The organism is Polynucleobacter sp. 73C-SIWE (genome assembly GCF_018882465.1).
In the GTDB taxonomy this organism is placed as follows: Bacteria; Pseudomonadota; Gammaproteobacteria; order Burkholderiales; family Burkholderiaceae; genus Polynucleobacter.
This window is the reverse complement of the sequence record NZ_JACVOK010000001.1, coordinates 448,925-474,521: the sequence shown is the minus strand read 5'-3', so window position 1 is coordinate 474,521 and position 25,597 is coordinate 448,925. Positions and strand designations below refer to the sequence as shown.

The following is a 25,597-nucleotide window of genomic DNA, read 5'->3' as shown; positions in this document are numbered from 1 at the left end:
AAAAAAACTACCTTTCCACAAGCAAAAAGAGCTCTTAATTACCCTTACCTCCAGTCGAGGCGGGCATTACAAGCAAAATTCAATGGTCCCGGTTTTATTTGGGCATTACTTTTAATTTTTGGAGATTTAAAGAATGAAAAAATCGCTATTAGCAGTTGCAGCAATGACAGCATTTGCTGGCGCAGCTCAAGCTCAGTCCAGCGTAACCGTTTACGGTCTCTTGGATGTTGGTTACACAGGCGGTAACGCACGTGCGCAAACATCATCAACAGTAGTTAAAGAATCTGTTAGCCGTATTAGTAACAGCATGGAATCTGGTAGCCGTCTTGGTTTCCGTGGCAATGAAGATTTAGGTGGCGGTACTTCTGCGATCTTCACATTTGAATTGGGTATTCAGCCAGCTGGTAATGCAGGTTCAAACACGACTGGTCTCGGTACAGCTGCAGTTACTGCTGGTACAGCTACTTGGGCTCCTAACGTACGTCAAGCTTTTGTTGGTTTCGAGAAAAAAGGCATGGGTAACGCACGTATTGGTACACAAAACACCTTGTTCTGGGAACAGGCTGGCTCGAATACAACTGGTCAGTTGGCTCAGACTTACGGCAGCATGTTAGCCCCATCAACTGACGGTGCTTTCTTTACATCTTCAAGTAACGCTACTTCTGCTGGTTCAACATCTGCTGCTTACACTGCTAGAACAACTAACACTGTTCGTGTAGCGACTGAGCGTATGGCTGGTTTGATTGGTAAGGCTGCCTATACACAGAGTAATTCAAATAGTACAGCCGCAGGTACTGCAGGTTACATCGGCGCTGAAAACACTCAAACTGGTTACCAGTTCGCGTTGGACTATGTATTCCAAAAAGCTAACATTCAGGCTTCTTATGCATCGTTTAGCTCTGATAATCCTTACAACTCGACTACCTTAACTACTACGAATACCGTATATTGGGGTAGCGGCACACAAGGTAATAACGTTAAAGATAACCAAGCTTTGATTACAGCTAGCTATGACTTCGGTATTTTGAAGGCATACGCAGGTTGGACAAATCGTAAGGTTGAATCTTCATTGAATAGCAATGCTTTCATCAAGCGTACGGCACAAGAAGTTGGTGTACGTAGCTTTATTACACCAACTATCGAAGGTTGGGCTTCTATTGGTAATGGCCGTTTCAGCGCATTCGGTACAGATCAACCTACAGCTAACATCGCTGGTTACCAAGCTGGTGCTAACTATTGGTTGAGCAAGCGTACAAACTTGTATGCTATTTATGGCCAAAACAACACATCAAGCACAAGCAATGGTGCTTACAACTTGCAACAATATTCTATTGGCGCACGTCACACTTTCTAATTTAACGCTAGCGTAAGCTAGTTTGAGTTTAGAAATGCAGTACAAAACCTGCTATGGAAACATAGCAGGTTTTTTCATTTGAGGCTTACGTTATACATAAAAATTACATATAAAATCATCAAATAATGCTTTATATTGCAAGGGTGATATAAAGTCATTTGCCTTACCTACTTATTTACTGAAAGTGAGCCCCATGAAAAAGAATCAATTAAGTCAGTTTGCTGCTGCTGTTTTCTTTGTCGGAGTATCGGTTAGTGCATTTGCTGCAAGTCCTACTTTAGATAAGATTAAATCTTCTGGTGCCGTCACTATGGGCGTGCGCGAGTCATCCATACCGATGTCCTATACCACAGGCGATAGCCGCTTTGATGGCTACCACGTTGAAGTTTGCCGCATGATTTTGGGTGACATTAAAGATAAGTTAGGCATGAGCACAATCCGCATTAACTACCAGCCTGTGACATCACAAAACCGCGTACCTTTAGTGCAAAACGGTACCGTTGATATTGAGTGCGGCACAACAACGAATAATAGTACTCGTGCTAAGGATGTTGGCTTTGCTAATACCTTGTATGTTGAGGAAGTGCGTATTGCAGTTAAAGCAAATTCTGGAATTAATTCAATTTCTCAATTAGCAGGTAAGAAAGTTGCCACTACTACTGGCACAACCTCTGTTCAATTGCTGCGCAAACATGAAAAAGCCAATGGTGTGAACTTTGATGAAGTATTCGGTAAAGACCATGCTGATAGCTTCTTGTTATTAGAGTCTGGCCGTGCTGATGCATTTGTAATGGACGGTTCTATTTTGGCGGGCAATATTGCGAACTCCAAGAATCCAAAAGATTTCAAAATTGTTGGTGAGGTGCTTGCTACTGAGCCAATCGCCATCATGGTTCCCAAGAATGATCCTGAGTTCAAGGCTGCTGTGAATGCTGCCATTGCCAAGATTGTTGCCAATGGAAAAATGCCTGGACTGTGGAATAAGTGGTTCTTGTCACCAATTCCACCAAAAAATGCTGTCGTCGGTCTTGAGTTATCTCCAGCTACCAAAAATGCTTGGGCAAATCTTAATGACAAGCCAGCCGAAGACTACAACAAGAAGTAATTTAACTAATTAAGCTTCTAATATGGCATTGGATTTCGGTGTTTTTTGTAAAAGCACCATTGATGGAGAAGTAGTTGAACACTGCTTCTCCTCTATTTTTTGGCTTGGACAAAATGCAGATGCCAGTTATCTTGACTGGCTGATGAAAGCTTGGGGTTGGACCTTGGCCGTAGCAGGTTTGGGTCTGACCATTGCCTTAATTGTGGGCGTCATTATGGGCACCCTGAGGACTTTGCCGGATAGCGGAATAGCTAGCAGATTACTTGTTCGGCTCTCAACGGCTTGGGTAGAGCTATTTAGAAATATTCCCGTTTTAGTTCAGGTATTTCTTTGGTATCACGTTATTCCCGCATTTGTTTTGCCCTTAAAGGCGCTCCCATCGTATTGGCTGGTCAGTATTGCATTGGGGTTTTTTACTTCCGCTCGTATAGCGGAGCAAGTGCGCGCAGGCATTCAATCTTTACCTAGCGGACAAAGAGCCGCCTCAACCGCCCTTGGCTTAACTACACCACAAACCTATCGTTATGTCATATTGCCTATGGCATTACGTATAGTCATTCCTCCACTTACCTCGGAGAGTATGAATGCCATCAAAAACTCTTCAGTTGCTTTTGCAGTCTCAGTCCCCGAGCTCACTTTATTTGCAATGCAGGCTCAAGAAGAAACCTCCCGTGGCGTGGAAATTTACTTGGCAGTGACTCTGCTGTATGCCTTATCAGCCTTTGCCGTCAATCGTGTGATGACTTTTATAGAAAAAAGAAGTCGCATCCCTGGTTTTATTGTCGCATCGAATGATGCAAGTCCGGCTCATTAAATGGCGATGATATGTTGAGCTTAGACTTAAGTTTTTATAACTGGGAACTCTTTACAAATTATATTCTGAAGGGGTTGCTATTTAGCGTGCAGCTCACTGTCATTGCGACAGTTGGCGGTATTGTGGTTGGCACTTTCTTGGCCTTGATGAGGTTATCAGGCAAGCCTATCTTGGTCTATCCCGCAACGTTTTATATCAATACCATGCGCTCCATTCCATTGGTAATGGTGATCCTGTGGTTTTTCTTATTAATCCCAATGCTTATCGGCAAACCTATCGGAGCAGATTTATCGGCCACGATTACTTTTATTGCATTTGAGGCCGCCTTCTTTGCGGAGATTGTGAGAGCTGGGATTCAGTCAGTGCCTAGGGGTCAGGCTTATGCGGGTGAAGCTTTAGGCATGACCTATGGGCAAAATATGCGCTTGGTAGTTTTACCCCAAGCTTTTAGGAATATGATTCCGGTCTTCATGACGCAGACTATTATTCTGTTCCAAGATACCTCCTTGGTTTATGCAATTGGCGCCTACGACTTATTAAAAGGTTTTGAGATTGCCGGCAAAAATTATGGCCGCCCAATTGAGACTTATATTTTGGCTGCCGCTACTTATTTCATTATCTGTTTTTCACTGTCTAAAGCAGTGCGCGCTATTCAGGCAAAAGTTGCCATTATTCGTTAATTATTTTTTGATCGCTACATACTACATAGACCATCATGATTGAACTCCAAAACGTTTCTAAATGGTATGGCTCCTTTCAGGTCTTGACGGATTGCACGACTACAATCAATAAGGGTGAGGTGGTGGTGATTTGTGGTCCCTCAGGATCGGGCAAGTCAACTTTGATTAAAACGATCAATGCTCTTGAGCCGTTTCAAAAAGGGGGAATTACTGTTGACGGCATTAATTTGCATGATCCCAAAACAAGTCTTCCCAAGCTACGGGCGCGGGTTGGTATGGTGTTTCAGAATTTCGAGCTATTTCCTCATTTAAGTATTACTGAGAATCTCACACTGGCTCAAATTAAAGTCTTGGGTCGATCGAGCGATGAAGCTAAAACCCATGGTCTAAAGTATCTCGAGCGTGTTGGACTCATCGCGCAAAAAGATAAATTTCCTGGCCAGCTTTCGGGTGGTCAGCAGCAGCGGGTTGCGATTGCTCGTGCTTTAAGTATGGACCCCATTCTGATGTTGTTTGACGAGCCCACCTCAGCGCTCGATCCAGAGATGGTAGGCGAAGTTTTAGATGTCATGGTTAAGCTTGCTAACGAAGGCATGACAATGTGCTGTGTTACTCACGAGATGGGCTTTGCTCGTAAGGTTGGTAACCGTGTGATCTTTATGGATCAGGGCCGCATTATTGAGGACTGCAGCAAAGACGAATTTTTTGGCAATCCAGAGGCTCGCTCTCCAAGAGCCAAAGACTTCCTGTCAAAGATATTGGCCAACTAGCAGGCATGTCTCATTAATTGAGCGTTTTTGGTTTTGGGCGCTTTCCAGCTTGAACCTTAAGCTCTAATGCTTTGTCTTTGCGCAAAACTTTCAGGGTCGCCTCATTACCTGGGCCTACTTGTGCGATTTGATTTAATAGTTGCCTTACGTCCTTGGTGCTATTGCCATCAACAGAGAGGAGCACATCCCCAGGCTTAACCCCACCCCTTGCCGCAGGGCCGCCCTCCAGCACCCCAGAGATCAGGACTCCAACGGTCGTACTGGGCAAGCCAAGGGATTCTGAGAGCTCTTTCGATAGGTTCTGAGGCTCAACCCCAATCCAGCCCCTAGTGACACCCCCATTTTTAAGTATGGATTCCATTACTTGTTTGGCTAGGTTTACTGGAATGGCAAAGCCAATTCCCATCGACCCGCCGTTATTTGAATAAATAGCGGTATTGATGCCAATCAAATTACCTCGAGTATCTACTAGAGCACCGCCTGAATTTCCAGGATTAATTGCTGCATCAGTTTGAATGAAGTTTTCAAAAGTATTGATACCCACATGGTCACGACCCATTGCAGAAACAATTCCGGATGTTACGGTTTGGCCAACTCCAAATGGATTGCCAATAGCTAGCACTACATCACCCACATGAACAGATTCAATTTTTCCTAGAGTAATAGGGGTTGGTAATTGCTTGGGCTCAATTTTTAAAACAGCGATATCTGTTTCTGGATCACTCCCAATAATTTTTGCTTTGACTTTTCTGCCGTCTGCTAACGCAACATCAATTTCATCTGCATCACTGATAACATGATGATTGGTCAGAATAATTCCTTCGGGACTCACTAAAACCCCAGAGCCTAGGCTGGATATAGGTTCCTCGTCGGGCGGCTGGTCACCAAAAAAGAATTTGAATAAAGGATCGGTAGGATTTTGTTTGCTTCCTTTGCGTGTTTTTGGTTTTGCAGAATTCTTGCTAGTGAAGATATTGACAACCGCAGGCATCGATTTTTTCACAGCATCATGGTATGAGCCCGGATTAATAGCACTGCCGTCATAGGCGCCTTCTTTAAGCGTAACGTTTTCAACAAGTGAGCCAATACCTTCACCCGATATCCAGCTTGGTTTCAGAGTGGCAACAATGAATATTGCTGCAAGAAGAATGGTTACCGTTTGTGCAAACAGCAACCATAAGCGATTAAACATTTCCTAATATGCTTTACTAAATTATTTCTTGAGACTGTCGCGAATCTCGCGCAGCAAAACTACATCCTCCGGAACTGGTGGAGGAGGTGTATCCATAAGGCGAATCCTGTTGACTACTTTGACCATTTGAAAAATCACAAAGGCCAACAAAACGAAATTAATCGAAATGGTGATGAAGTTGCCATAGGCAAAAATGGGCACCCCCGCCTTTTTGAGGGCATCGAAGGTTCTGGGTACTCCCTCCGGGATATGGCCAAGGACAACAAAGAGATTCGTAAAGTCGATATGACCCCCTAAAAGGGTTGAAATCACCGGCATAACAATGTCATTTACTAGGGAATCGACGATTTTCCCGAAAGCCCCGCCAATAATCACGCCAACTGCTAAATCTATGACGTTGCCCTTGACGGCAAAGTCCCGAAATTCCTTTAAAACGCTCATTTCAGCTTCCTTTTTTCACCAAATACCAATTATGCAAAGATTAACCCCATAACTTTCCTACTCACCCCACTTTTTACTTTAAAATGCTAGGTTTAAGCAATTTCCACCCATAAATACCCTTTTAGGAATTTTGTAAATGAGTGACAAGCCCTGTATGGACAAGGATCGCCGTAATTGGCTGATCGCCACTTCGGCAGTTGGAGGCGTAGGTGCAGCCGCAGCCCTTTACCCTTTTGTAGACAGTTTTGAGCCTTCTGAGCGCGCTAAGGCCGCGGGTGCCGCTGTTGAGATTGATATTAGTGGCATGCAGCCAGATGAAATGAGAATGGTCGAATGGCGCGGAAAGCCTGTTTGGGTGGTTCGTCGTACCCCTGAGCAAGTTGCTGAGCTGTCTAAGATAGATGGCGAATTAGCTGATCCCGATTCATTACGTGATCCAGCCCAATTTACTCCTGCTTATGCTCAAAACCAATGGCGCTCTATTAAGCCTGAGTACCTCGTAGTTGTTGGTATTTGCACGCACTTAGGATGCTCTCCAACAGCAAAATTTGAATCAGGAGCTCAACCTTCTTTACCAAATAACTGGCCAGGAGGTTTCCTTTGCCCATGTCATGGTTCGACATTTGATATGGCCGGCCGTGTATTTAAAAATAAACCAGCACCAGACAATATGGAAGTACCGCCACATATGTATTTGAGCGATACCAAGATTCTGGTTGGCGAAGATAAGAAGGCCTAAGGAGAGATAAATGGCATTTCACGAAAAAGAAGTTCCTGCAGACGCCTCCGCAGCCGTAAAGCTAATGGCATGGGTTGACTCACGTCTTCCAGTTACTGATGCATTTAAGCGGCATATGAGTGAGTACTATGCTCCGAAGAACCTGAATTTTTTCTACATCTTTGGCGCATTAGCAATTGTTGTTTTAGCAATTCAGATCATTACCGGCATTTTCTTGGTGATGAACTACAAACCTGATGCAGCTAAAGCTTTTGAATCTGTTGAATACATCATGCGCGAAGTGCCATGGGGTTGGTTAATTCGCTACATGCACTCAACTGGCGCCTCAATGTTCTTTGTGGTGGTCTATCTCCATATGTTCCGTGGTTTGATTTACGGTTCTTATCGTAAGCCACGTGAACTTATCTGGATTTTCGGTTGCGCAATTTTCTTGTGCTTAATGGGCGAAGCCTTCTTTGGATACTTGCTCCCTTGGGGTCAAATGTCTTACTGGGGTGCTCAAGTGATTGTGAACTTGTTTTCTGCAATTCCTTTTATTGGCCCAGACTTGTCTTTATGGTTGCGTGGCGACTATGTGGTTGGCGACGCGACTCTGAACCGCTTCTTTGCATTCCATGTGATTGCTATTCCACTAGTGTTAATTGGTTTGGTAGCAGCCCACATTTTGGCTTTGCATGAAGTGGGTTCCAATAATCCTGATGGCGTTGAAATTAAAAATAATTTAGATGCAAATGGCCATCCAGTGGACGGTATCCCATTCCATCCTTATTACAGCGTGCATGACGTGATGTACTTGGGCGGCTTCCTCATTATTTTTGCAAGCATTGTTTTCTTTGCTCCAGAGATGGGCGGATATTTCTTAGAAGCAAATAACTTCATCCCGGCTAATCCGTTTGTAACGCCAACGCACATTGCGCCAGTGTGGTACTTCACACCGTTCTACTCAATGTTGCGTGCAACTACCTCTAATTTCTTATTGCCTTTGTGGATCTTCTTGGCAGTCATTCTAGGAATGTTTGCGAGGACTTCAAGCGATAAAAGAGTGAAGGGTGCATGCGTAGCAATTGCACTAGCTTTGGCTGCTGGCTTCTATGCATTTGATGCGAAATTCTGGGGTGTTGTCATTATGGGTGGCTCAGTAGTCATTCTGTTCTTCTTGCCTTGGCTTGACTATTCCCCAGTGAAATCGATTCGTTACCGCCCTAAGTTCCATAAATATATCTATGGTGTATTTATTGTTACTTTTGTAATTTTGGGTTACTTGGGTATCGAGCCACCATCACCAGTGTTTGAAAAGATTTCTCAGATTTGTACGATTTATTATCTGGGCTTTTTCTTAGCAATGCCTTTCTGGAGCAAGCTTGGGACATTCAAGCCAGTTCCGGACCGCGTTACTTTTGAATCCCATTAATTCAGACACCAGAGAAATTAGGAAATAGTATGAAACGAATTCTGCAAACTTTGATGGGCGTCTGCCAAGCAACAGTATTGGTCGCTGCTCTCGGCTTTGGTGCTACTGCGAATGCAAGCGAAGGTGGCTTTCCTTTGGATAAGGCACCGGACCGCGTTAGTAGCAATGCTTCCTTACAAAATGGCGCCAAAATATTTGTAAACTACTGCTTGAACTGCCATTCGGCTACAAGTATGCGTTACAACCGCTTGCGCGATATTGGCTTGACCGACCAGCAAATCAAAGACAATCTCATTTTCACCGATGCCAAAGTGGGTGATTTGATGACTATCTCCATGACACCAAAAGAAGGTAAGGCATGGTTTGGTAAGACTCCTCCAGATTTATCTGTAGAGGCTCGTGCTCGTGGAACGGATTGGCTTTACACCTATTTCCGTACTTTCTATAAAGATGATGCAACTCAAACTGGTTGGAACAACTTGGTATATCCAAACGTTGGTATGCCACATGTGCTTTGGCAGTTACAGGGTGAGCGTGCTGCGAACTTTGAGGAGCGCAAAGATCCACATGATCCAAGCAGAATGGAAAAGGTATTTGTTGGTTTTGAGCAGTTAACTCCCGGCACCATGAAGTCTCAGGAGTATGACGACAACATTGCTGACTTAGTGGCTTTCATGTCTTGGATGGCTGAGCCAGTTCAATTGGAGCGTAAGCGTTTGGGTGTTGTAGTGCTCTTGTTCTTGGCGATCTTTACCCTCTTGGCATGGCGCTTGAATAAAGCGTACTGGAAAGACGTTCACTAATCATTTGATGAGCCCTGTCACGAGGGCTCATGACTGAAAAGATTTAACGCTGTTGTGCGTTTGTTGTATTGAAGTAGAAATTTAAGGAAATCAATTTATGATGGTGTTGTACTCGGGTACTAACTGCCCATTCTCGCAACGCTGCCGCTTAGTGCTTTTTGAAAAAGGCATGGATTTTGAAATCCGTGATGTCGACCTGTTTAACAAGCCAGAAGACATCTCGGTCATGAATCCTTATGGCCAAGTTCCTATTTTGGTTGAGCGCGATTTAATTCTGTATGAATCAAACATCATTAATGAATATATTGATGAGCGTTTTCCTCATCCACAATTGATGCCGCCTGATCCAGTAGCACGTGCACGTGCACGCCTCTTCTTGTTTAATTTCGAGAAAGAGCTCTTCGTTCACGTTGCTGCTTTAGAGAACGAAAAAGGCAAGGCTGCTGAAAAGACACATGAGAAAGCTCGCCTGGCAATTCGTGATCGCTTGACACAGTTGGCACCTATTTTTGTGAAGAATAAGTACATGCTCGGCGATGAGTTCTCAATGTTGGATGTTGCTATTGCGCCGTTGTTATGGCGTCTTGAGCATTACGGCATTGATCTTTCTCGTAATGCCGCAGCTCTCTTGAAATATGCCGAGCGTATCTTTAGTAGACCTGCTTATATCGAAGCTTTGACTCCTTCAGAAAAGGTAATGCGCCGCTAAGCTTTACTAGCGGTTCATATCTGTCGGCATGTCTGACGTTCCAAGTAATAAACCCTACCTAATCCGTGCTCTACATCAGTGGTGCACGGATTTTGGTTTTACGCCCTTCATAGCCGTCTTTGTGGACTCAAGGGTTGAAGTCCCAATGGAGTTTGTGAAGAATGATGAAATCGTTTTAAACCTCTCCTTAGAGGCTTGCCATCAATTGCAGATGGAAAATGATTGGATCAGCTTTCAGGCGAGGTTTGGCGGTATTCCAAGAAAAATTATGGTTCCTGTTACTCATGTCTTGGCTATTTACGCTAGAGAGAATGGCCAGGGAATGTCTTTTCCGTTTGATCCAAAGCAGGCGCGGGACTTGCATATTGCAGATGCCTCAGACGGGGTAGCTGAAAAGCCTAAAACGAGCAGACCTTCCTTGAAGATTGTGAAATAGGCTAAAATATCACCGTTGCCCCTTTAGCTCATCTGGTAGAGCAACTGATTTGTAATCAGTAGGTGGTCTGTTCGAGTCGGACAAGGGGCACCAAATATTCTAAAGCTTCTAAGTTAAACGTCTTAGAAGCTTTTTTCTTTTATTGCTCAGCTAAAGATTGAGATTGACCTTATTTGTCTCTGGCAAATATAAAACTGCAATCACTGCGGCGCTAGCCAAAAAAATTGTTGGGTACCAAAGTCCGGCAAGATCATTTCCCCATTGTTGATTTAGCCAAGTCACGATAAGCGGTAAAAGTCCGCCTATCCATCCCGCTGCTAGGTTATGTGGAAGGGTTGCAGCGCTATTGCGAGTCTTAGCAGGAAATAGTTCTGCTAAAAGTGCTGTTTGAGGGCCCACGACTAATGCAAGAGAAAGAGATAGGCCAGTTAAAAGGAGCCCAATCAATATCAGTGGGCTATTGGCATTTGGTAATTGAAGATACTGTTGCCCTAAATCTTGAAGTATCTGGAATGCAGGCTGTATAAAAATGGCACCCAATAAAAGACCGCTAATCACAACAGGCTTACGCCCAACTTTGTCTGATAGCCAGCCAGCAAATAAAGTGAGCGGAAATAGGGCTAAAGTCGCATAAACACTGAGTTGATCCACAACTGCCGGCGGCAGTTTGATAGAAGCCTTCAAAAAAATCGAGGTATAAACCTGCACACAGAAAAAGAGTACTGCTCCACCAGCAGAAATGCAGAAGAAAAGTAAAAACATGCGCTTGCGTGTTTGGGGGTCTCGAAAATTGCTGAGCAATGGATGATCGGTTTTTTGGCTACTTTTACTAAGCTCTAAAAACACAGGCGTTTCTTCTAGAGCCATGCGAGCTTTAAATGCAATGATTAACAAGACGATCGAGATCCAAAATGGCACTCGCCAGCCCCATGCTTCAAATTGCTCTGGCGAAAGATAAATTCTGAGTAGGGCTATTTGCAGGGTGGAAAACAAAATTCCAAGCGGCCCCATTAGTTGTAGAAAACTAGTCTTAAGCCCTCTGTATTCATTACCTGCGTGTTCGGCCAGGTATACGGCACTACCGCCAATTTCACCGCCAGCGGACAAGCCTTGCAGTAAGCGCAGGCTAACCAAGCAAATTGGAGCCCAAATACCGATTTGAGCATAGGTGGGTAAAAAGCCTACGCAAAAGGTGGCTATCCCCATGAGGGCAATGGTGATCATAAATACTGGTTTTCTGCCGATGCGATCGCCCATAGAGCCAAATATGGCAGCCCCAATGGGACGCACTACCATTCCAACGCCAAAAGTCGCCAGGCTGGCTAATAGACCAGTGCTTGGGTCACTTGAGGGGAAGAAGAGGGGGGCAAAAACAACCGCCAAAGTGGCAAAGGTGAGAAAGTCATACCACTCTAAAAAAGTCCCAAAACAGGCCGCAATCGCTACTTTTCGGTAGGAATGGGAGCCTTCTATTTTTTTTATGCTATTGATTTTATTCAATTTAATTCTTTTTTAAAATATTTGTTGCAAAGCAGCAAAAAGTTCTTGATTTGTCATATTTGTTCAGTTACAGTTTGATGGTGCAGTGCAATATTTAAGGTATATCAAGCTTTCCACCTCTTAAATCGTGCGCTTAATTGATTAGTTGTACCACTTAATTTCTGGAGAAATACATGAACCAAGATCAAATCACCGCTAAATTGTCCCAAATAAATAGCAAAGGCCTCGAGGCTTCATTTTCTTTGAGCGAAGCTGCTTTGGAAAATGCTCAGAAATTGGCTGAGTTGAACTACGCTGCCTCTAAAGATGTTTTAGTAAATACTCAAGATGGCATTCAACAAGTTTTGACAGCAAAAGATCCAAAGCAAGTTACTGAACTTCTCAATGCTGAAACATTTCAAGCTGCTGGTAGCCAAGCAGTTGCATACCAAAAGAAAGTGAGCAAAGTATTGCGTGATGGCAATAAAGAATTGGCAAACGTTGTTGATGTAAGCATCGACCAAATGCAAGATGGTTTCCAAGATTGGATTAACACTGTTGCTGCTAATGCACCTGCTGGTTCTGATGCATTCTTATCTTCATTCAAGACTGTATACGGTAGCGCATTGCAAGGTTTTGAACAGTTCCGCGCTGCTAGCAAAGAAGCTTTTGCTACTGCAGAAAAAAACGCTGATCAAGCAATTGACGCTCTTCAAGGTCAAATGGTTCAAGCTAAGAAAGCTGCTACACCTGCATCACGTGCACGCAAATCTGCTTAATCAGTCGAATTAGATTTAGAAGTCAGTTTTAAAAACCCCCGCCTGGCATGAGCTAGGCGGGGGTTTTGTTTTATGAGGTTTTATTCTAAATCTGCAGAAGATTCAATTAATGGCGTAGATAAGTTTTTAATAGGCTTGACGCCGAGCTCACGAACTTTTTCAGCAGTACGAATAAGATTGCCTTTGCCAGACTTCAGTTTATTAAAGGCATCGTGGTAACTTGTTTGGGCTTGATCTAAGCGTTGGCCCAGCTTTTCTAGATCTTCTACAAAACCTACGAACTTGTCATACAAGCTACCACATTGTTTAGCAATCTCAAGTGCATTCCGGTTTTGCTGATCCTGTCTCCACAGATGAGCCACAGTACGTAAAGTTGCCATCAAAGTACTTGGGCAAACTAAAACAATGTTTTTGGCTAAAGCTTCTTGATACAGATTGGGCGCAGTCTTTAATGCCAATAAGAATGCTGGTTCAATTGGTACAAACATCAAGACAAAATCTACAGAGCCAACGCCATATAAGGAGCTATAGTTCTTTCCAGATAAGCCTTGTATATGTTGGCGCAAAGATTGGATATGGGCTGCCAGCTCTTGTTCTGCAACGATTGGATCGGTTGTTTCCGCATGTCTTGCATAAGCCGTAATTGACACCTTGCTATCTACCACCAGGCTTCTGCCTTCAGGCAGCTTAATCATAACGTCGGGCTGTAGGCGAGATCCATCCGATTGAGTATGGCTATCTTGCACCACATACTCTTCACCTTTACGTAAACCGGAAGATTCAAGGATTGACTCAAGAACAAGTTCTCCCCAATTACCTTGTACTTTTGAATCGCCTTTAAGAGCTTGAGTTAAAGAACGTGTCTCATCAGACATGCGTAGATTGAGATTAGCCAAGCGCTCGATCTCGCTTTTAAGAGCAAAGCGTTCGCGTGCTTCATTGCCATAAGAGGTGCTGACCTGTTCTTTAAACTCAGTCAGCTTAGTTTGCAATGGTTTGAGAAGTGCATCTAAGCTTGCAGCATTTTGTTCGGTAAAGCGCTTAGATTTATCTTCCAAAATTTCATTGGCTAAATTCTTAAACTGGTTAGTTAAGGCCTCTTTGGCTTCATTGAGAGATTCAATTCTTCCTAGGCCTTGTTTACGCTCAGAATCTAGCTCCGCTTCAAGACGAATAGCAGTTTGCAGCGCTTGATCTCTCTCTTCGCGAAGACTGACTGCAAGTGCGGCTTGTATTTGTGCTTCTTGCTCGGTGCGTGATAGTGCGGAGCGTAAGTTAAGCGCATAAACTAAAAGGCCTGCACATAGAGCAAATGGCAGGCCAAATAGCAGCAGTGAGCTGAGATCAAAAGTCACAGAGCTAAATTGAATTAGGCTTTGACTAGTTTTTGGAGCTCACCAGACTCGAACATGGCAGTCATGATGTCTGAGCCACCGATGAACTCACCGTTGATGTAGAGCTGAGGAATCGTTGGCCAATTAGCGAACTCTTTAATACCTTGACGAATGTCTGCGCTCTCTAATACGTTAACAGTGTGAAGTTTTTCAACACCGCTAGCACGCAAAATATTGATGGCATTGCCAGAGAAGCCGCACTGAGGAAATTGTGCTGTTCCTTTCATGAACAGGACAACAGGGTGGCTGGTAACGATTTCTTTGATTTGAGCTTGTGTATCCATAAATTCTTTCTAGAAAAACAATAAAGCGGTAAAAAAGGTTTGGAAATGCTATTACTATGATTTTAAGACTTAATGCAAAAAAGGGTGATTCCAGATCTTATTTTCGGGCAGATGCTACCCGCTGATGCCCAGCCAAATCCTTATGGGTTTGAATATCGCTTAATCCTGCAGCTTTCATAAGGCTAACCACGGCCTCTGACTGATCAAATCCATGCTCAACTGCAAGAAGACCCATGGGTTTTAAGTGGGACCTAGCCCCCTGAATTATTACCTCAAGACAGCTCAGTCCATTGGCATGATCGGTGAGCGCAGAGATGGGCTCAAAGCGTAGATCACCCTGCGTGAGATGGACATCTTGATTGGCGATATATGGAGGGTTACTTAAGACGACATCAAAAAGGACTTGATCACCCAAGGCTTCGTACCAGTTACCTTGCGCAAATTGGACGCGAGCCTCAAGACCTAAGTGTTTGGCGTTAGTAGCAGCGATTGCTAAGGCTTCTGAACATTGGTCAGTTGCCGTGATCATGACGCTTGAGGTCTCATGTGCAATAGCCAGAGCAATGGCTCCAGAGCCGGTACCTAGGTCAAGGACATTAGCAGATATAACTTCTGTTTCAAGCCGCTGAATTTCTCGAAGTCCTATTTCAACCAAGAGCTCAGTTTCTGGGCGTGGTATTAGCACACCCGGCGCAACAAATAACTCAATATTGTGAAAGCCTCTCTTACCAATCAGGTATGCAATGGGCTCTCCAGCCATCCTTTTGGATTGCAATTCTTGCCATGCTAAGTTTGCTTCCAGGCTTAGCGTCATATCATCGCGTGAGAGCAATGCTGAGCGTGGCAGTTGATAGTGTTGATCCAGAATATGGGCCATTAACAGGCGTGCTTCACTTGCAGGAAGTGGTGAGCTCCTTAGTAAAGAGCGCAGATTTAAATCTGGGTTCATCAAATTTTAGTTATCACCCAAAGCAGCGAGGAGTTCGGCTTGATGCTCTGATGCTAGGGCATTGCAAAGGTCGTCAATGTCTCCATCCATCATGGCATCAATCTTATAGAGCGTCAGATTAATACGGTGATCTGTAATTCGTCCTTGCGGGAAATTGTAGGTCCGAATACGGTCGCTGCGATCTCCAGAGCCAATCAACGATTTACGGGTTTGCGCTTCAAGCTGATGCTTCTCTCGTTCACGCGCATCCATAATGCGTGAAACCAGAACTTTCATAGCTTGCTCACGATTGCGGTGTTGACTGCGATCGTCTTGGCACTCAACAACAGTACCAGTTGGTAAGTGGGTAATCCGCACTGCAGAGTCAGTTTTATTAATGTGTTGACCACCAGCACCAGAGGCACGGAAGGTATCGATACGCAGCTCAGCAGGATTGATTTTGACAGCCTCTAATTCATCTGCTTCCGGCATCACTGCTACCGTACAAGCCGATGTATGAATACGTCCTTGAGTTTCTGTTTGAGGAACACGTTGTACGCGGTGACCGCCCGACTCGAATTTCAGGCGTGAGTACACGGCCTGACCAACCAAGCGCAGTACAACCTCTTTGTAACCACCTAAATCGGATTCAGCAGAGCTCACTACTTCTACCTTCCAGCCTTGTCGTTCTGCAAAGCGGGTATACATGCGCAATAGGTCACCTGCAAAGAGCGCGCTTTCATCGCCGCCAGTACCTGCTCTGATTTCTAGGAAGACATTACGTTCATCGTTCTCATCTTTAGGCAGCAAGAGCTTTTGCAGTGTTCCTGCAAGTTCTTCCATAGTGGTTAAAGCCTGCTTTTGTTCTTCATCTGCAAAGTCCTTCATCTCAGGATCTTTCCGCATTTCTTCGGCCGCTTGCGCATCGGCTTCGGCCTGCTTATACAGCCCAAATTGCTCAACAACAGTAGCGATATCAGAATGTTCACGCGTGAGCTTCCGATAGGCATCCATGTCTTTGGTTGCCTCTTCAGAGGTTAATAGAGAATTGAGTTCGGCTAAGCGCGTGTCTAGATGTTCTAGCTTAGCCCGCATGCTAGGCTTCATCTAATGGTCTTCGGGCTTAGTGTGGGAGGCGAATAGTTTTGGTAGGAGTTTAATGAGGGCGTCACGCTCAGCCCCATTGGAGTGCTGTAGTGCATGCAGGGAGCCATGTAAAAATTTATTTGTTAATCCTTGCGCCATCGCATTGAGAACTTCTTGTGGATCATCGCCACGCATTAAACGTTTCATCGCGCGCTCTAATTCAAGCTGCCTTAAGCGTTCGCCTTGAGTCTGAATATCTTGAATAATGGGTACAGCGTTACGTCCGTGCATCCAATGCATAAAATTGCCAACGCGATCTTCAATGATGGCCTCCGCTTGACTTACTGCCGCTTGGCGTAAATTAGCACCAGTCTTAATCATGATGCCGAGATCATCTACGGTGTAGAGGTACACGTCATCTAGTCGTGAGATTTCTGGTTCAAAGTCACGGGGAACAGCAAGATCAATCATCACCATCGGCTTATGGCGGCGCTGTTTGAGAGCGCTCTCAACCATGCCCAAACCAATAATGGGTAAGGATGAGGCGGTGCTAGAAACAATAATGTCAAATTCATGCAGGCGCCCAGGAAGCTCTGAAAGCTTGAATGACTCTGCTTCAAGGTCTTGCATGGAAATAGAATCTGCTAATTCTTGACCGCGTTCAATCGTGCGATTGGCAATTGCAACATTTTTAGGTTTGCGCGCTACAAAGTGTGTGGCACATAAGGAAATCATATCGCCAGCACCAATAAACAAAATATGCTGATCAGAAATCTTTTCAAAGATACGTTCTGCAAGACGAACCGATGCAGCCGCCATAGATATTGAATGCGCACCAATTTCAGTAGAGCCACGTACTTCTTTGGCAACCGCAAATGTTTTCTGAAAAAGTTGATTAAGGTAGGTTCCTAAAACGCCTGCATCATTTGCAGTACGAACTGCATCTTTCATTTGTCCCAAAATCTGAGTCTCACCGATCACCATGGAATCTAGTCCACAGGCAACTCTGAAAGCATGCCGCACAGCATCGGATTGAGGCAAAGAATAAATATGGGGCTGAAGACTACTAGGGGCAAGTTGTTGGGTTTTGGCTAGCCAATCAAAAGTGGCTTCGTGCAAAAGGCCCGCAGCACTAGCATCGTTTGCGGCGCAGTACACCTCGGTGCGATTGCAGGTTGACAAAATCGTAGCTTCAGGCAGCCCAGCCTGATTCGCGCCAAGCAAATGTTGGCGTAAATCATGCAACGCTTCTTGTAGAAATTCAGGATCGAAGGCGACCTTTTCCCGAATGGCGACCGGCGCTGTGTGATGATTGATGCCGAGTGTCAACAACTTCATAATGGCGATTATAGATTTGATGACAGCATTAATGGGGGTATCAATGGGGTTTTTAGCTTTTCTGGTGATTGGAGGTATTTCTGGGGCTTCAGCCTGGATTTTTTACCCCAGCCAATCCAAGGGACTCAAGCCGGTAAAGCTGATGCTGGCGGCGTTTTTAGGCTTTATGGCCGCCTTTATGAGCTCTATTCTGGGTCAGTACCTGGGATTCTTCCAGTCCGGCCAGATACTGGAGTGGCTCAGTGCTATTTTCGCTGCCTGCTTAGTGGGCTGCATTTTTACTGCCCTAGCTAAATAGTTCCGTTTGGTGTGTTTTGTCTACCCAGACAATCTCTTTCTGGCCCAGCTTTTTCAGCCACTCATTGGCTTTGCTGAAATGTCCACAACTGGCTTTTACCCCTTGCTCTAAAAAAGGCTTATCGGTTTTGTAAACACCTAAACCGGAGGGGTGGGAGGATTGCAAAATCAATTGGCTCTTGCCGGATTCAATTAAGGGTAATTTAGATTGTGCATGACCGCCCCAGAGCATCCAAACTAACTGTGGTCTTTGTTTGGCCAAGGCAGAGATGAGTCGATCAATCAAACTCTTCCAGCCAAGGTGAGCGTGACTACCCGCTTCACCCAATCTGACACTTAAGGCTGTATTTAGTAGTAGAACCCCTTGCTCGGCCCAAGCATGCAGATCACCATTGGGCAATTGACCAAACCCTTCAAGAGCAAGGGCTTTGCTAATGTTGCGCAGAGAACTCGGAAATGCGCGAGAGTTAGTGGGAATGTTTACCGGAATAGAGAACGCTAAACCTTGTGCAAGGTCAGGAGAGTGGTAAGGGTCTTGCCCCAGAATGACAACCTTAACCTCTTTAACCGGGGTTAACTTCAGTGCCTTAAAAAAATGATGTGGTTCTGGCCGAATATGATTCGGATCACTATCAAGAGCAATTTGTAAATTTCTCTCCAAATCTTGCCAAGCGGAAGAGTCAAAATAGTCGCCGAGTAAATTACGCCAATCAGCGGGAACATCGACTTTAGAAAAGGCAGGCATCTATTAAAGAGAGTTCTTTATTGTGACTTCGTGGAATGGGCAATTAACTCAAACTGCATTGGTAGTTGACTCATATCTAAGTGTGCCATGCGCTCATGCTCTAGATCATCACGATAGAAGCAAAAGTGAATATACTGTCCTTCGGTGAGGCTAACAAGAATCTTATCTAGACGGCTATTAGTAACGCGTTGACCATTGATACTGGCGAGTAGGTCCCCAGGCGCAAGCCCTGCCAGCTGTGCTGCACCACCATCTAAAACATGAGTAATTTTTAACCATCCATTAGCATCGGCATATCGCATACCCAGCTGTAGCTTAATCTTCTCTAGTTTTGAGTGAGATTTTGGTCTCACTGAAATGAACTTAGAGGCGATCCACTTTTGAATCGGAATATCTTCAGCGCCAAAAATATAGCGCGCTTTCATATCGGTCCAAATTTTCGAAAAGCCAGCCCCAAGTAACTCGAGCATGAGTTCATCTAGCCCATCTTCGGCAATACCATCAAGCTTGACACCATGCCTTTGCCAGATGAGGCGCATGAGGTCATCTAATGATTTCTGATTTTTTGAGAATGCCCGAATTTGTAAATCCAAACCCAGCGCTATTAGTGCACCCTTGCCGTAGTAGCTCACTACTGCATTGGGAGTATTTTCATCGGCTTGGTAATACTTAGTCCAGGCATCAAAGGAGCTATCCGCCAAGCTTTGCTTGTTTCTTCCTGGCCCACGGAGAATGCCGTTCCAATTATTAGAGACTAGATCTAAATAGGTTTTGAGATCGATACGTTTACTACGAAACAGTTGAAGATCATCGTAGTAGCTAGTAAATCCCTCGAATAGCCAAAGTAAACGAGTATGGTTGCGCTTACTTAAGTCGTAGGGCTGAAATGCCTTAGGCTGAATGCGCTTGACTAACCATGCATGAAAATACTCATGACTACATAAACCTAAGAACTCCCGATATGCAGTCTCATCTAACGGGGCATCTTCTTGTGGAATTTGGTCGCGACGGCAGAGTAATGCTGTACTGTTGCGATGTTCAAGGCCGCCATAGCCATTGAGTACGGCATTGACTAAAAAGAGATAGTCCCTAAAGGGGGGTTGCTTAGTCTTTGGCTCAAAGAGGTTAATCGTAGAGGTGCAGATCACCTGTAAATCTTGCGCAAGACGTTTTGCATCAACGGGATTGATGCATCCCTGGATTGCGATACTGTGAGGGACATTATTTGACTTCCAATGAACAATCTGAAACTCGCCCAGAGCAACTGGGTGATCGAGCAGATCATCATAATTTTGTGCAAGATAAAAACCAAAACCACGTTCATTGGTTTTGGCGGCTCTTAAGCTCGTTTGTACTGACCAGTGATCCGCAAAGGTGGCATCAGGTGCTGCAAGGGCAAGCGAGCAGGGTAAATCATGCTGACCTATCACTTCAAAACATAGGCTACTTGCGTTAAAGAATCCACGTTCAGTATCAAGGTAGGCTGCGCGCACAGAGGAATCATAGGCATATACCGTTGTGATTACTTCAATTGCACCAGTTGTCTTTGGTAAGCGCCACTGATCGTTGTTGATTTTCTCCAGAGGCAGCTTTTTCTTTGCACTAACTGAATAAGCCTCAATTGATTCAATCTGCTTGCTAAAGTCTCGAATCAAATAGCTTCCCGGTATCCATGCTGGCATCTGCAATACCTGTCCCTCAGGGCTTGGATTAGCAATGTGCAACTTCACTTGATAGCGATGACTATGAAGGTTAGCCGGCCATACGGTGTACTGAATTGCTGGAAGATCTGCTGTATTCATGATGTTTATTTCAGAGAGCTAAATTTCTTTTCAATATCAGTGATCTGAACTGCACCAGGGAAGCGACTACCATCCATGAAGAAAAGAGTCGGTGTTCCTGTGATGCCGTAGGTTTTAGCAAACGCGACATTTTTATCCAGAGGCGTGCTGCAATCACTTTTTCCGCTGGGCGCGATTCCATTAATCATCCAATCCATATAGGCCTTATAGGGATCTGAGGCACATGAAATTTGTTTTGATTTTTGGACTGAATCTGCGCCCAAAATAGGGATGAGGTAGGTATATACAGTGACGTTATCCAATTGCTGTAAGGATTTTTCCAAACGCTTACAGTAGCCGCAATTAGGATCTGAAAATACCGCTAGCTGACGACTGCCATTACCACGTACGGTTTTAATGGCATTAGCTTGGTTTAGGTCTGTCCACTTAATGCGATTTAAATCGGCTTGCCTTTGCTCAGTAATATTTTTGCCACTCGCTAATTCAATGATCTCACCCTGAATTAAATATTTTCCAGAGGCATCTGTATAAAAAACCTCATTACCAACCAATACTTCGTATAGGCCTGGGACTGGTGCCGCTGATACACCTCTCACTTTGACATTTGTCCCCAGTTTTTTTTGTATCTCTGTTTTAATTTGCTGTTCAGCTTGCGCATGAGCAAAACTAGAAAAGAAAAAAGTGGAGCAAATAAAAGCTAATGCCGATAACAATTTAATCAAAATCAATATCCCCTAAAGCGCGTTCAATCAGGCGCTGTTTAATAAAGTGGCTTTTGTTCACTAGTCCAAGCCCCCAGTTACGTAGTTGTCGTTCTGTATTGCTACTTGCGGAAAATAATTTCTTGAGCTTATCTGTGACCCATAAAAGTGCACTGGTATCGCCTTGGCGTTGACGCTCGTAACGCCTTAGCAATACAGCATCACTGGGTTTGCGGAAAGACTCACGTTTACTAATGATGTTGAGTAAGACGGCAACATCACGCAGGCCTAGGTTCAAACCTTGCCCAGCTAAGGGGTGCATCACATGGGCTGCATCACCAATCAGGATAACCTTGGGCGCTGTTTCTGGGCCAATAAATCGTTTGGCCCGAATTTTTCTTAATGGAAAGGCTGCAGGGGTTGAGTTGAGTGTGAGTTCGCCCAATTGTTTCCCAATAGCGCCGTTTGCAATAGCTGAGAATCGCTCTTGCCATTCGGCTTGATTGAGTTTTAATAAACCAGCAGCATGCTCGGAAGAGGTTGACCATACCATTGATACTTGCTTGCCTGGTAAGGGTAGCATTGCCACAATATCGCCACCAGGCAAGAACCATTGAAAAGCTGTTTCAAGATGGGGGTAGGTACAGGTCCAGTTAGCAACGACTGCGCTTTGTGAGTAACTCTCTTCGCTAGTGGTAATGCCAAGTTCAGATCGAATGGGGGAGTTTGCACCATCAGCAGCAACAATCAGTTGCGCACGAATAGCCCCACCATTTTTAAAATGTAGCGTACCCCCATTTGCATCGACCTCAATCTTTTCAATGACATCATTAATACGCTCCAATTTATTTTGAAAGCGAGATGCTTGATCAAGAGTGTGCTCAATGAGATTGGATTCTCCAATCCAGGCTAGTTGAGGTGTGCCTGCTTCAAACGCAGAGAGATGGAGTTGATCATTTTTTTCACCACGGTCGCCATAAATTCGCATATCGCGCACTGGCTGCATTCGACTGTGATCTAGGGCGTCCCAAATTTGCAAATGAGCCAAAAGTTTTTGGGTGCTCGGGGAAAATGCATAGATTCGTTGGCCCCATTGAGATCCTTGAGGCGCAGCTACTGCCTGCCCTAAATCTGGTGCGATCTCAATAGTCTGTAGACCAAGTTGCGCTAGACCAAGCGCACAAGCCTTGCCAGCAATGCCTCCCCCGACAATGACAACGTCGACGGAGCGGATTTTGGCAGATTGCACAGCGCTTTTGGACAGGTTATTTGGGTGAACTTCAGACATAACTCGATGATATCGAATCCAGCCCCTTTACAATATGACTATGTCTTTGAAATGTGGCATCGTCGGCCTGCCTAACGTCGGCAAATCTACCCTCTTTAACGCGCTTACCAAGGCTGGGATCGCGGCGGAAAACTATCCTTTCTGCACGATTGAGCCCAATGTAGGTGTAGTCGAGGTTCCCGACCCCCGTTTAGCCGCCCTGGCTGAGATTGTGAAGCCCGAGCGCATCCTGCCAGCTGCCGTCGAGTTTGTCGATATTGCTGGCTTGGTTGCTGGTGCCTCCAAAGGCGAGGGTCTGGGTAATCAATTCCTAGCCAATATTCGAGAAACGGATGCCATTACCCACGTGGTCCGATGCTTTGAAGATCCGAATGTGATCCACGTTGCAGGCAAGATTGACCCTATAGCCGATATTGGTGTGATTGATACCGAGCTGGCTTTATCTGATTTGGCCACTGTTGAAAAAACACTCAATCGCTCGACGAAGGCTGCTAAATCGGGTAACGATAAAGAGGCAGCGGCTTTGGTAGCGGTCCTCATTAAAGTGCAAACACACCTTGATTCGGCACTTCCTGTGCGCAGCCTCAATTTAAGTGAAGAAGAATTGCTCTTAATTAAACCCCTGTGTTTAGTTACTGCTAAACCCGCAATGTATGTTGCGAACGTAAAAGAGGACGGCTTTATAAATAATCCTCATCTTGAGGCAGTAAAGCAACATGCCGCAAAAGAAAAGGCTCCAGTAGTTGCCGTTTGCGCAGCGATTGAAGCCGAGATTGCCGATCTTGATGACGCTGATAAAACAGAATTCTTGGCTGACTTGGGCATGGAAGAGCCTGGCTTAGATCGCGTTATTCGTGCCGGGTATTCACTCCTTGGTTTGCAAACTTACTTTACTGCTGGTGTGAAAGAGGTGCGTGCCTGGACTATTCATCAGGGCGATACTGCACCACAGGCTGCAGGTGTTATTCATACGGATTTTGAGCGCGGCTTTATTCGAGCACAAACTATTGCTTATGATGACTTCATTCAATTTAAGGGTGAGGCAGGCGCTAAAGAAGCTGGCAAGATGAGGGCTGAAGGCAAGGAATACGTCGTTAAGGATGGGGATGTGCTGAATTTCTTATTCAACGTGTAAGGACGAATGCATCTTTTGAGTAATAAAAAAGCCCTTTTAATAAGGGCTTTTTTATTGAGGTGAAATGAACTTAAGCGGACTTTACTGCTTTCTCGAGGCATTTGGAAATTTCTTCGTAGCGTTTGAGCGCCAACTTTGTTGGTAACACTTCTTTTTTGCGTCCATCAGCATTTGAAACCATTTTGATGTAACCCATTACGCTAAGATTTTTTAAGCGACCATGTAAGGTTGCTTGTGAGCCTAGCTCTGAGAGTGCAATTAAATCACCCACCAAGATAGATTCTTTGGAATGTGCGCAGTGAATAATCTTATCTAGCAAGTTTTCTTCAATGCAGTCTAGTTTCTTGCCAGGGTTCATCCGATCTAGAGCATCGATCAAATTGAGAAAGCGGAGGTAGGATGCTGGTTTTGTGGATGACATATATTTGGTGATTAGCTCTAGTTTTGTATGGATTTCAAGAGTACTGTATGCTTTCTTATAAATTTTATCAATTGATTTACATCAAGAAAAACATTCATAATGAATGTAATGATTAAAATTTTAACAACTGCTTCCGAAGCTTTTTCTGGATTTGCAATTAGCGTGCTTGCTTACGCCTCTCTGTTTTACATTAATCACTGGCTAACCAGTGAGTTTATCTTTAGTCTAGGCGTTAATTGGATTTACTTGCCAGCAGGCCTGCGTTTATTTCTGACTTTGATTTTTGGACTTCCAGGGGCTATAGGCATTACCTTGGCATCATTTTTGATTAGCTACCACGGTGATTTTCCTCATGACTTAATGCTTTGCATTGGTATCGGTATAGTCTCTGGCTTTGCTCCATACCTTGCAAGGTTTTTCGTGCTTAGTAACGTTCGACTAGCACCCGATTTGAGTGACCTCAATTTTCAGAAATTAATTATTTGTATTCTGGTGTATTCATTTCTGAGTGCTGGCTTACATCAGTGGTGGTTTTCTACTATGGCATTAGATAATGCGGGCGGAGTAAATCATGTCTCTGTCATGTTTATTGGCGACATACTCGGTTCCCTGCTATTAATCTCTTTAGTCAAATACAGCCTAGACATTTTGAATAAAGTTAGGAGAACAGCTCGTTAAGGGAGACTCCAGGATCGGCCGCACGCATGAATGCTTCGCCCACTAAGAATGCATTGATTTGATTGTCGCGCATCAATTGCACATCACTGCGACCTAATATCCCTGATTCGGTAACCAAAGTTTTATCCTTTGGAACCATAGAGAGAAGTGACAGCGTAGTTTGTAGTGTTACTTCAAATGTCTTAAGGTTACGGTTATTAATCCCAAGTAAGGGTGTTTTTAGTTCTAATGCTCGCTCTAGCTCGGGAGCATTGTGAACCTCGACTAAAACATCTAAGCCTAGTTCATGGGCGCAGGCCTCAAGCTCTTTCATTTGATTGAGTTCTAAGCAGGCCACAATTAAGAGAATGGCATCCGCACCAATCGCACGAGCTTCATAGACTTGATAAGGATCGATAGTAAAGTCTTTGCGCAGAACTGGAATATTGCAAGCTGATCTAGCCTCTTGAAGAAAGGCATTACAGCCCTGGAAATAGTCCACATCGGTCAGTACTGATAAGCAGGCTGCCCCATGCTTTTCATAGGATTGGGCAATTTGTGTGGGGTTAAAGTTTTCCCGCAGAATTCCTTTGCTGGGACTTGCTTTTTTAATCTCCGCAATCACACCTGCCTTACCAGCAGCAATTTTATTTTCAATTGCGTAAATGAAACCACGTGGCTTTAGTAAAGTGTCTTTGTTGTTTGATTCGGCAATATCGCGTTGATTGCCAAGAGAGATTTTCTGAAGGTCATGGGCAATCTCAATCTTCTTGGTCGCAACAATTTTGTCGAGGATATCGCTCATAGGC

General features: G+C 44.5%; 28 protein-coding genes and 1 tRNA gene. 15 read left to right on the top strand and 14 right to left on the bottom strand.

Going from position 1 to position 25,597, the window contains the following annotated elements; genetic code table 11:
• The first annotated feature begins 133 nt into the window (after positions 1–133).
• The 5 genes from ICN17_RS02435 (at position 134) to ICN17_RS02415 (ending at position 4,723) form a co-directional block, all read left to right on the top strand.
• Positions 134–1,354, top strand: coding sequence for a porin (locus tag ICN17_RS02435; RefSeq protein ID WP_216236026.1), 1,221 nt, complete (start codon positions 134–136; stop codon positions 1,352–1,354).
• Positions 1,355–1,547: 193 nt separating this feature from the next.
• A complete protein-coding gene (locus ICN17_RS02430) occupies positions 1,548–2,459 on the top strand; it encodes an amino acid ABC transporter substrate-binding protein (protein WP_216236025.1) in 912 nt (303 codons plus the stop codon).
• A gap of 22 nt (positions 2,460–2,481) precedes the next feature.
• A complete protein-coding gene (locus ICN17_RS02425; RefSeq protein WP_216236024.1) occupies positions 2,482–3,273 on the top strand; it encodes an amino acid ABC transporter permease in 792 nt (263 codons plus the stop codon).
• Positions 3,274–3,284: 11 nt separating this feature from the next.
• Entirely contained in the window at positions 3,285–3,953 is a 669-nt protein-coding gene (locus tag ICN17_RS02420; RefSeq protein WP_216236023.1) for an amino acid ABC transporter permease, read from the top strand.
• A gap of 35 nt (positions 3,954–3,988) precedes the next feature.
• On the top strand, positions 3,989–4,723 hold the full coding sequence (locus ICN17_RS02415) for an amino acid ABC transporter ATP-binding protein (protein ID WP_216236022.1): 735 nt from the start codon (positions 3,989–3,991) through the stop codon (positions 4,721–4,723).
• A 13-nt stretch (positions 4,724–4,736) separates the two neighbouring features.
• Here the strand turns inward: ICN17_RS02415 and ICN17_RS02410 are convergent, their stop codons facing one another.
• Together ICN17_RS02410 and mscL are read right to left on the bottom strand one after the other, a co-directional pair.
• Positions 4,737–5,915, bottom strand: coding sequence for a Do family serine endopeptidase (locus ICN17_RS02410; RefSeq protein WP_216236021.1), 1,179 nt, complete (start codon positions 5,913–5,915; stop codon positions 4,737–4,739).
• Between the two features lie 21 nt (positions 5,916–5,936).
• A complete protein-coding gene (mscL, locus tag ICN17_RS02405; RefSeq protein ID WP_216236020.1) occupies positions 5,937–6,356 on the bottom strand; it encodes a large conductance mechanosensitive channel protein MscL in 420 nt (139 codons plus the stop codon).
• Positions 6,357–6,492: 136 nt separating this feature from the next.
• On the opposite strand from mscL, the gene petA reads away from it, so the two are divergent.
• From petA to ICN17_RS02375, 6 genes are all read left to right on the top strand, one after another.
• Positions 6,493–7,095: a ubiquinol-cytochrome c reductase iron-sulfur subunit gene (gene petA, locus ICN17_RS02400; protein WP_087908858.1), complete on the top strand. Its 603-nt coding sequence runs from the start codon at positions 6,493–6,495 to the stop codon at positions 7,093–7,095.
• A 10-nt stretch (positions 7,096–7,105) separates the two neighbouring features.
• On the top strand, positions 7,106–8,506 hold the full coding sequence (locus ICN17_RS02395) for a cytochrome bc complex cytochrome b subunit (protein ID WP_216236019.1): 1,401 nt from the start codon (positions 7,106–7,108) through the stop codon (positions 8,504–8,506).
• Positions 8,507–8,535: 29 nt separating this feature from the next.
• Positions 8,536–9,309, top strand: a complete 774-nt coding sequence (locus ICN17_RS02390) for a cytochrome c1 (protein ID WP_370625936.1) — start codon at positions 8,536–8,538, stop codon at positions 9,307–9,309.
• A gap of 97 nt (positions 9,310–9,406) precedes the next feature.
• On the top strand, positions 9,407–10,018 hold the full coding sequence (locus ICN17_RS02385) for a glutathione S-transferase N-terminal domain-containing protein (RefSeq protein ID WP_028819209.1): 612 nt from the start codon (positions 9,407–9,409) through the stop codon (positions 10,016–10,018).
• Between the two features lie 28 nt (positions 10,019–10,046).
• Positions 10,047–10,454, top strand: coding sequence for a ClpXP protease specificity-enhancing factor (locus ICN17_RS02380; RefSeq protein ID WP_087908861.1), 408 nt, complete (start codon positions 10,047–10,049; stop codon positions 10,452–10,454).
• A gap of 17 nt (positions 10,455–10,471) precedes the next feature.
• Positions 10,472–10,547 (top strand) — tRNA-Thr (locus ICN17_RS02375).
• A 57-nt stretch (positions 10,548–10,604) separates the two neighbouring features.
• On the opposite strand, the gene ICN17_RS02370 is transcribed toward ICN17_RS02375, so the two are convergent.
• A complete protein-coding gene (locus tag ICN17_RS02370; protein ID WP_216236018.1) occupies positions 10,605–11,954 on the bottom strand; it encodes an MFS transporter in 1,350 nt (449 codons plus the stop codon).
• Positions 11,955–12,127: 173 nt separating this feature from the next.
• Between ICN17_RS02370 and ICN17_RS02365 the strand changes: the two genes are divergently transcribed.
• On the top strand, positions 12,128–12,712 hold the full coding sequence (locus ICN17_RS02365) for a phasin family protein (RefSeq protein ID WP_216236017.1): 585 nt from the start codon (positions 12,128–12,130) through the stop codon (positions 12,710–12,712).
• 80 nt (positions 12,713–12,792) lie between these two features.
• Here the strand turns inward: ICN17_RS02365 and rmuC are convergent, their stop codons facing one another.
• The 5 genes from rmuC to hemA form a co-directional block, all read right to left on the bottom strand.
• Positions 12,793–14,067 (bottom strand): DNA recombination protein RmuC, encoded by a 1,275-nt coding sequence (rmuC, locus tag ICN17_RS02360; RefSeq protein WP_216236016.1) that lies wholly within the window; start codon positions 14,065–14,067, stop codon positions 12,793–12,795.
• 14 nt (positions 14,068–14,081) lie between these two features.
• Positions 14,082–14,390, bottom strand: coding sequence for a Grx4 family monothiol glutaredoxin (grxD, locus tag ICN17_RS02355; protein ID WP_087908865.1), 309 nt, complete (start codon positions 14,388–14,390; stop codon positions 14,082–14,084).
• A gap of 97 nt (positions 14,391–14,487) precedes the next feature.
• A complete protein-coding gene (prmC, locus tag ICN17_RS02350) occupies positions 14,488–15,339 on the bottom strand; it encodes a peptide chain release factor N(5)-glutamine methyltransferase (RefSeq protein ID WP_216236015.1) in 852 nt (283 codons plus the stop codon).
• 6 nt (positions 15,340–15,345) lie between these two features.
• Positions 15,346–16,425 (bottom strand): peptide chain release factor 1, encoded by a 1,080-nt coding sequence (gene prfA / locus ICN17_RS02345; protein WP_216236014.1) that lies wholly within the window; start codon positions 16,423–16,425, stop codon positions 15,346–15,348.
• Positions 16,426–17,742, bottom strand: a complete 1,317-nt coding sequence (gene hemA, locus ICN17_RS02340; protein ID WP_216236013.1) for a glutamyl-tRNA reductase — start codon at positions 17,740–17,742, stop codon at positions 16,426–16,428.
• A 19-nt stretch (positions 17,743–17,761) separates the two neighbouring features.
• Here hemA and ICN17_RS02335 point away from each other — a divergent pair, with 19 nt between their 5' ends.
• On the top strand, positions 17,762–18,040 hold the full coding sequence (locus ICN17_RS02335) for a hypothetical protein (RefSeq protein ID WP_255538248.1): 279 nt from the start codon (positions 17,762–17,764) through the stop codon (positions 18,038–18,040).
• Here ICN17_RS02335 and ICN17_RS02330 read toward each other — a convergent pair.
• Genes ICN17_RS02330 through ICN17_RS02315 form a run of 4 tightly spaced genes read right to left on the bottom strand, consistent with a single transcriptional unit; the run spans position 18,029 to position 22,575 of the window.
• Positions 18,029–18,784 carry a uracil-DNA glycosylase gene (locus tag ICN17_RS02330; protein ID WP_216236012.1) on the bottom strand — a complete coding sequence of 252 codons (756 nt, stop codon included), beginning with the start codon at positions 18,782–18,784 and terminating at the stop codon, positions 18,029–18,031. The genes ICN17_RS02335 and ICN17_RS02330 overlap by 12 nt on opposite strands.
• 17 nt (positions 18,785–18,801) lie before the next feature.
• The gene (locus tag ICN17_RS02325) at positions 18,802–20,586 is read right to left on the bottom strand and encodes a M61 family metallopeptidase (protein ID WP_216236011.1); all 1,785 of its coding nucleotides are present in this window, start codon (positions 20,584–20,586) and stop codon (positions 18,802–18,804) included.
• Positions 20,587–20,591: 5 nt separating this feature from the next.
• Positions 20,592–21,308, bottom strand: coding sequence for a DsbC family protein (locus tag ICN17_RS02320; protein ID WP_216236010.1), 717 nt, complete (start codon positions 21,306–21,308; stop codon positions 20,592–20,594).
• Entirely contained in the window at positions 21,301–22,575 is a 1,275-nt protein-coding gene (locus ICN17_RS02315) for an FAD-dependent monooxygenase (RefSeq protein WP_216236009.1), read from the bottom strand. Before ICN17_RS02315 ends, ICN17_RS02320 begins: the two co-directional genes overlap by 8 nt.
• Before the next feature lie 40 nt (positions 22,576–22,615).
• Between ICN17_RS02315 and ychF the strand changes: the two genes are divergently transcribed.
• Positions 22,616–23,710: a redox-regulated ATPase YchF gene (ychF, locus tag ICN17_RS02310; protein WP_216236008.1), complete on the top strand. Its 1,095-nt coding sequence runs from the start codon at positions 22,616–22,618 to the stop codon at positions 23,708–23,710.
• A gap of 70 nt (positions 23,711–23,780) precedes the next feature.
• On the opposite strand, the gene ICN17_RS02305 is transcribed toward ychF, so the two are convergent.
• Complete coding sequence (locus ICN17_RS02305) at positions 23,781–24,131, bottom strand: hypothetical protein (protein ID WP_216236007.1); 351 nt, start codon at positions 24,129–24,131, stop codon at positions 23,781–23,783.
• 108 nt (positions 24,132–24,239) lie between these two features.
• Between ICN17_RS02305 and ICN17_RS02300 the strand changes: the two genes are divergently transcribed.
• A complete protein-coding gene (locus ICN17_RS02300; protein WP_216236006.1) occupies positions 24,240–24,809 on the top strand; it encodes a hypothetical protein in 570 nt (189 codons plus the stop codon).
• Here the strand turns inward: ICN17_RS02300 and trpC are convergent.
• On the bottom strand, positions 24,790–25,593 hold the full coding sequence (trpC, locus tag ICN17_RS02295) for an indole-3-glycerol phosphate synthase TrpC (RefSeq protein WP_216236005.1): 804 nt from the start codon (positions 25,591–25,593) through the stop codon (positions 24,790–24,792). The two genes, ICN17_RS02300 and trpC, sit on opposite strands and share 20 nt — an antisense overlap.
• Between the last annotated feature and the right edge of the window lie 4 nt (positions 25,594–25,597).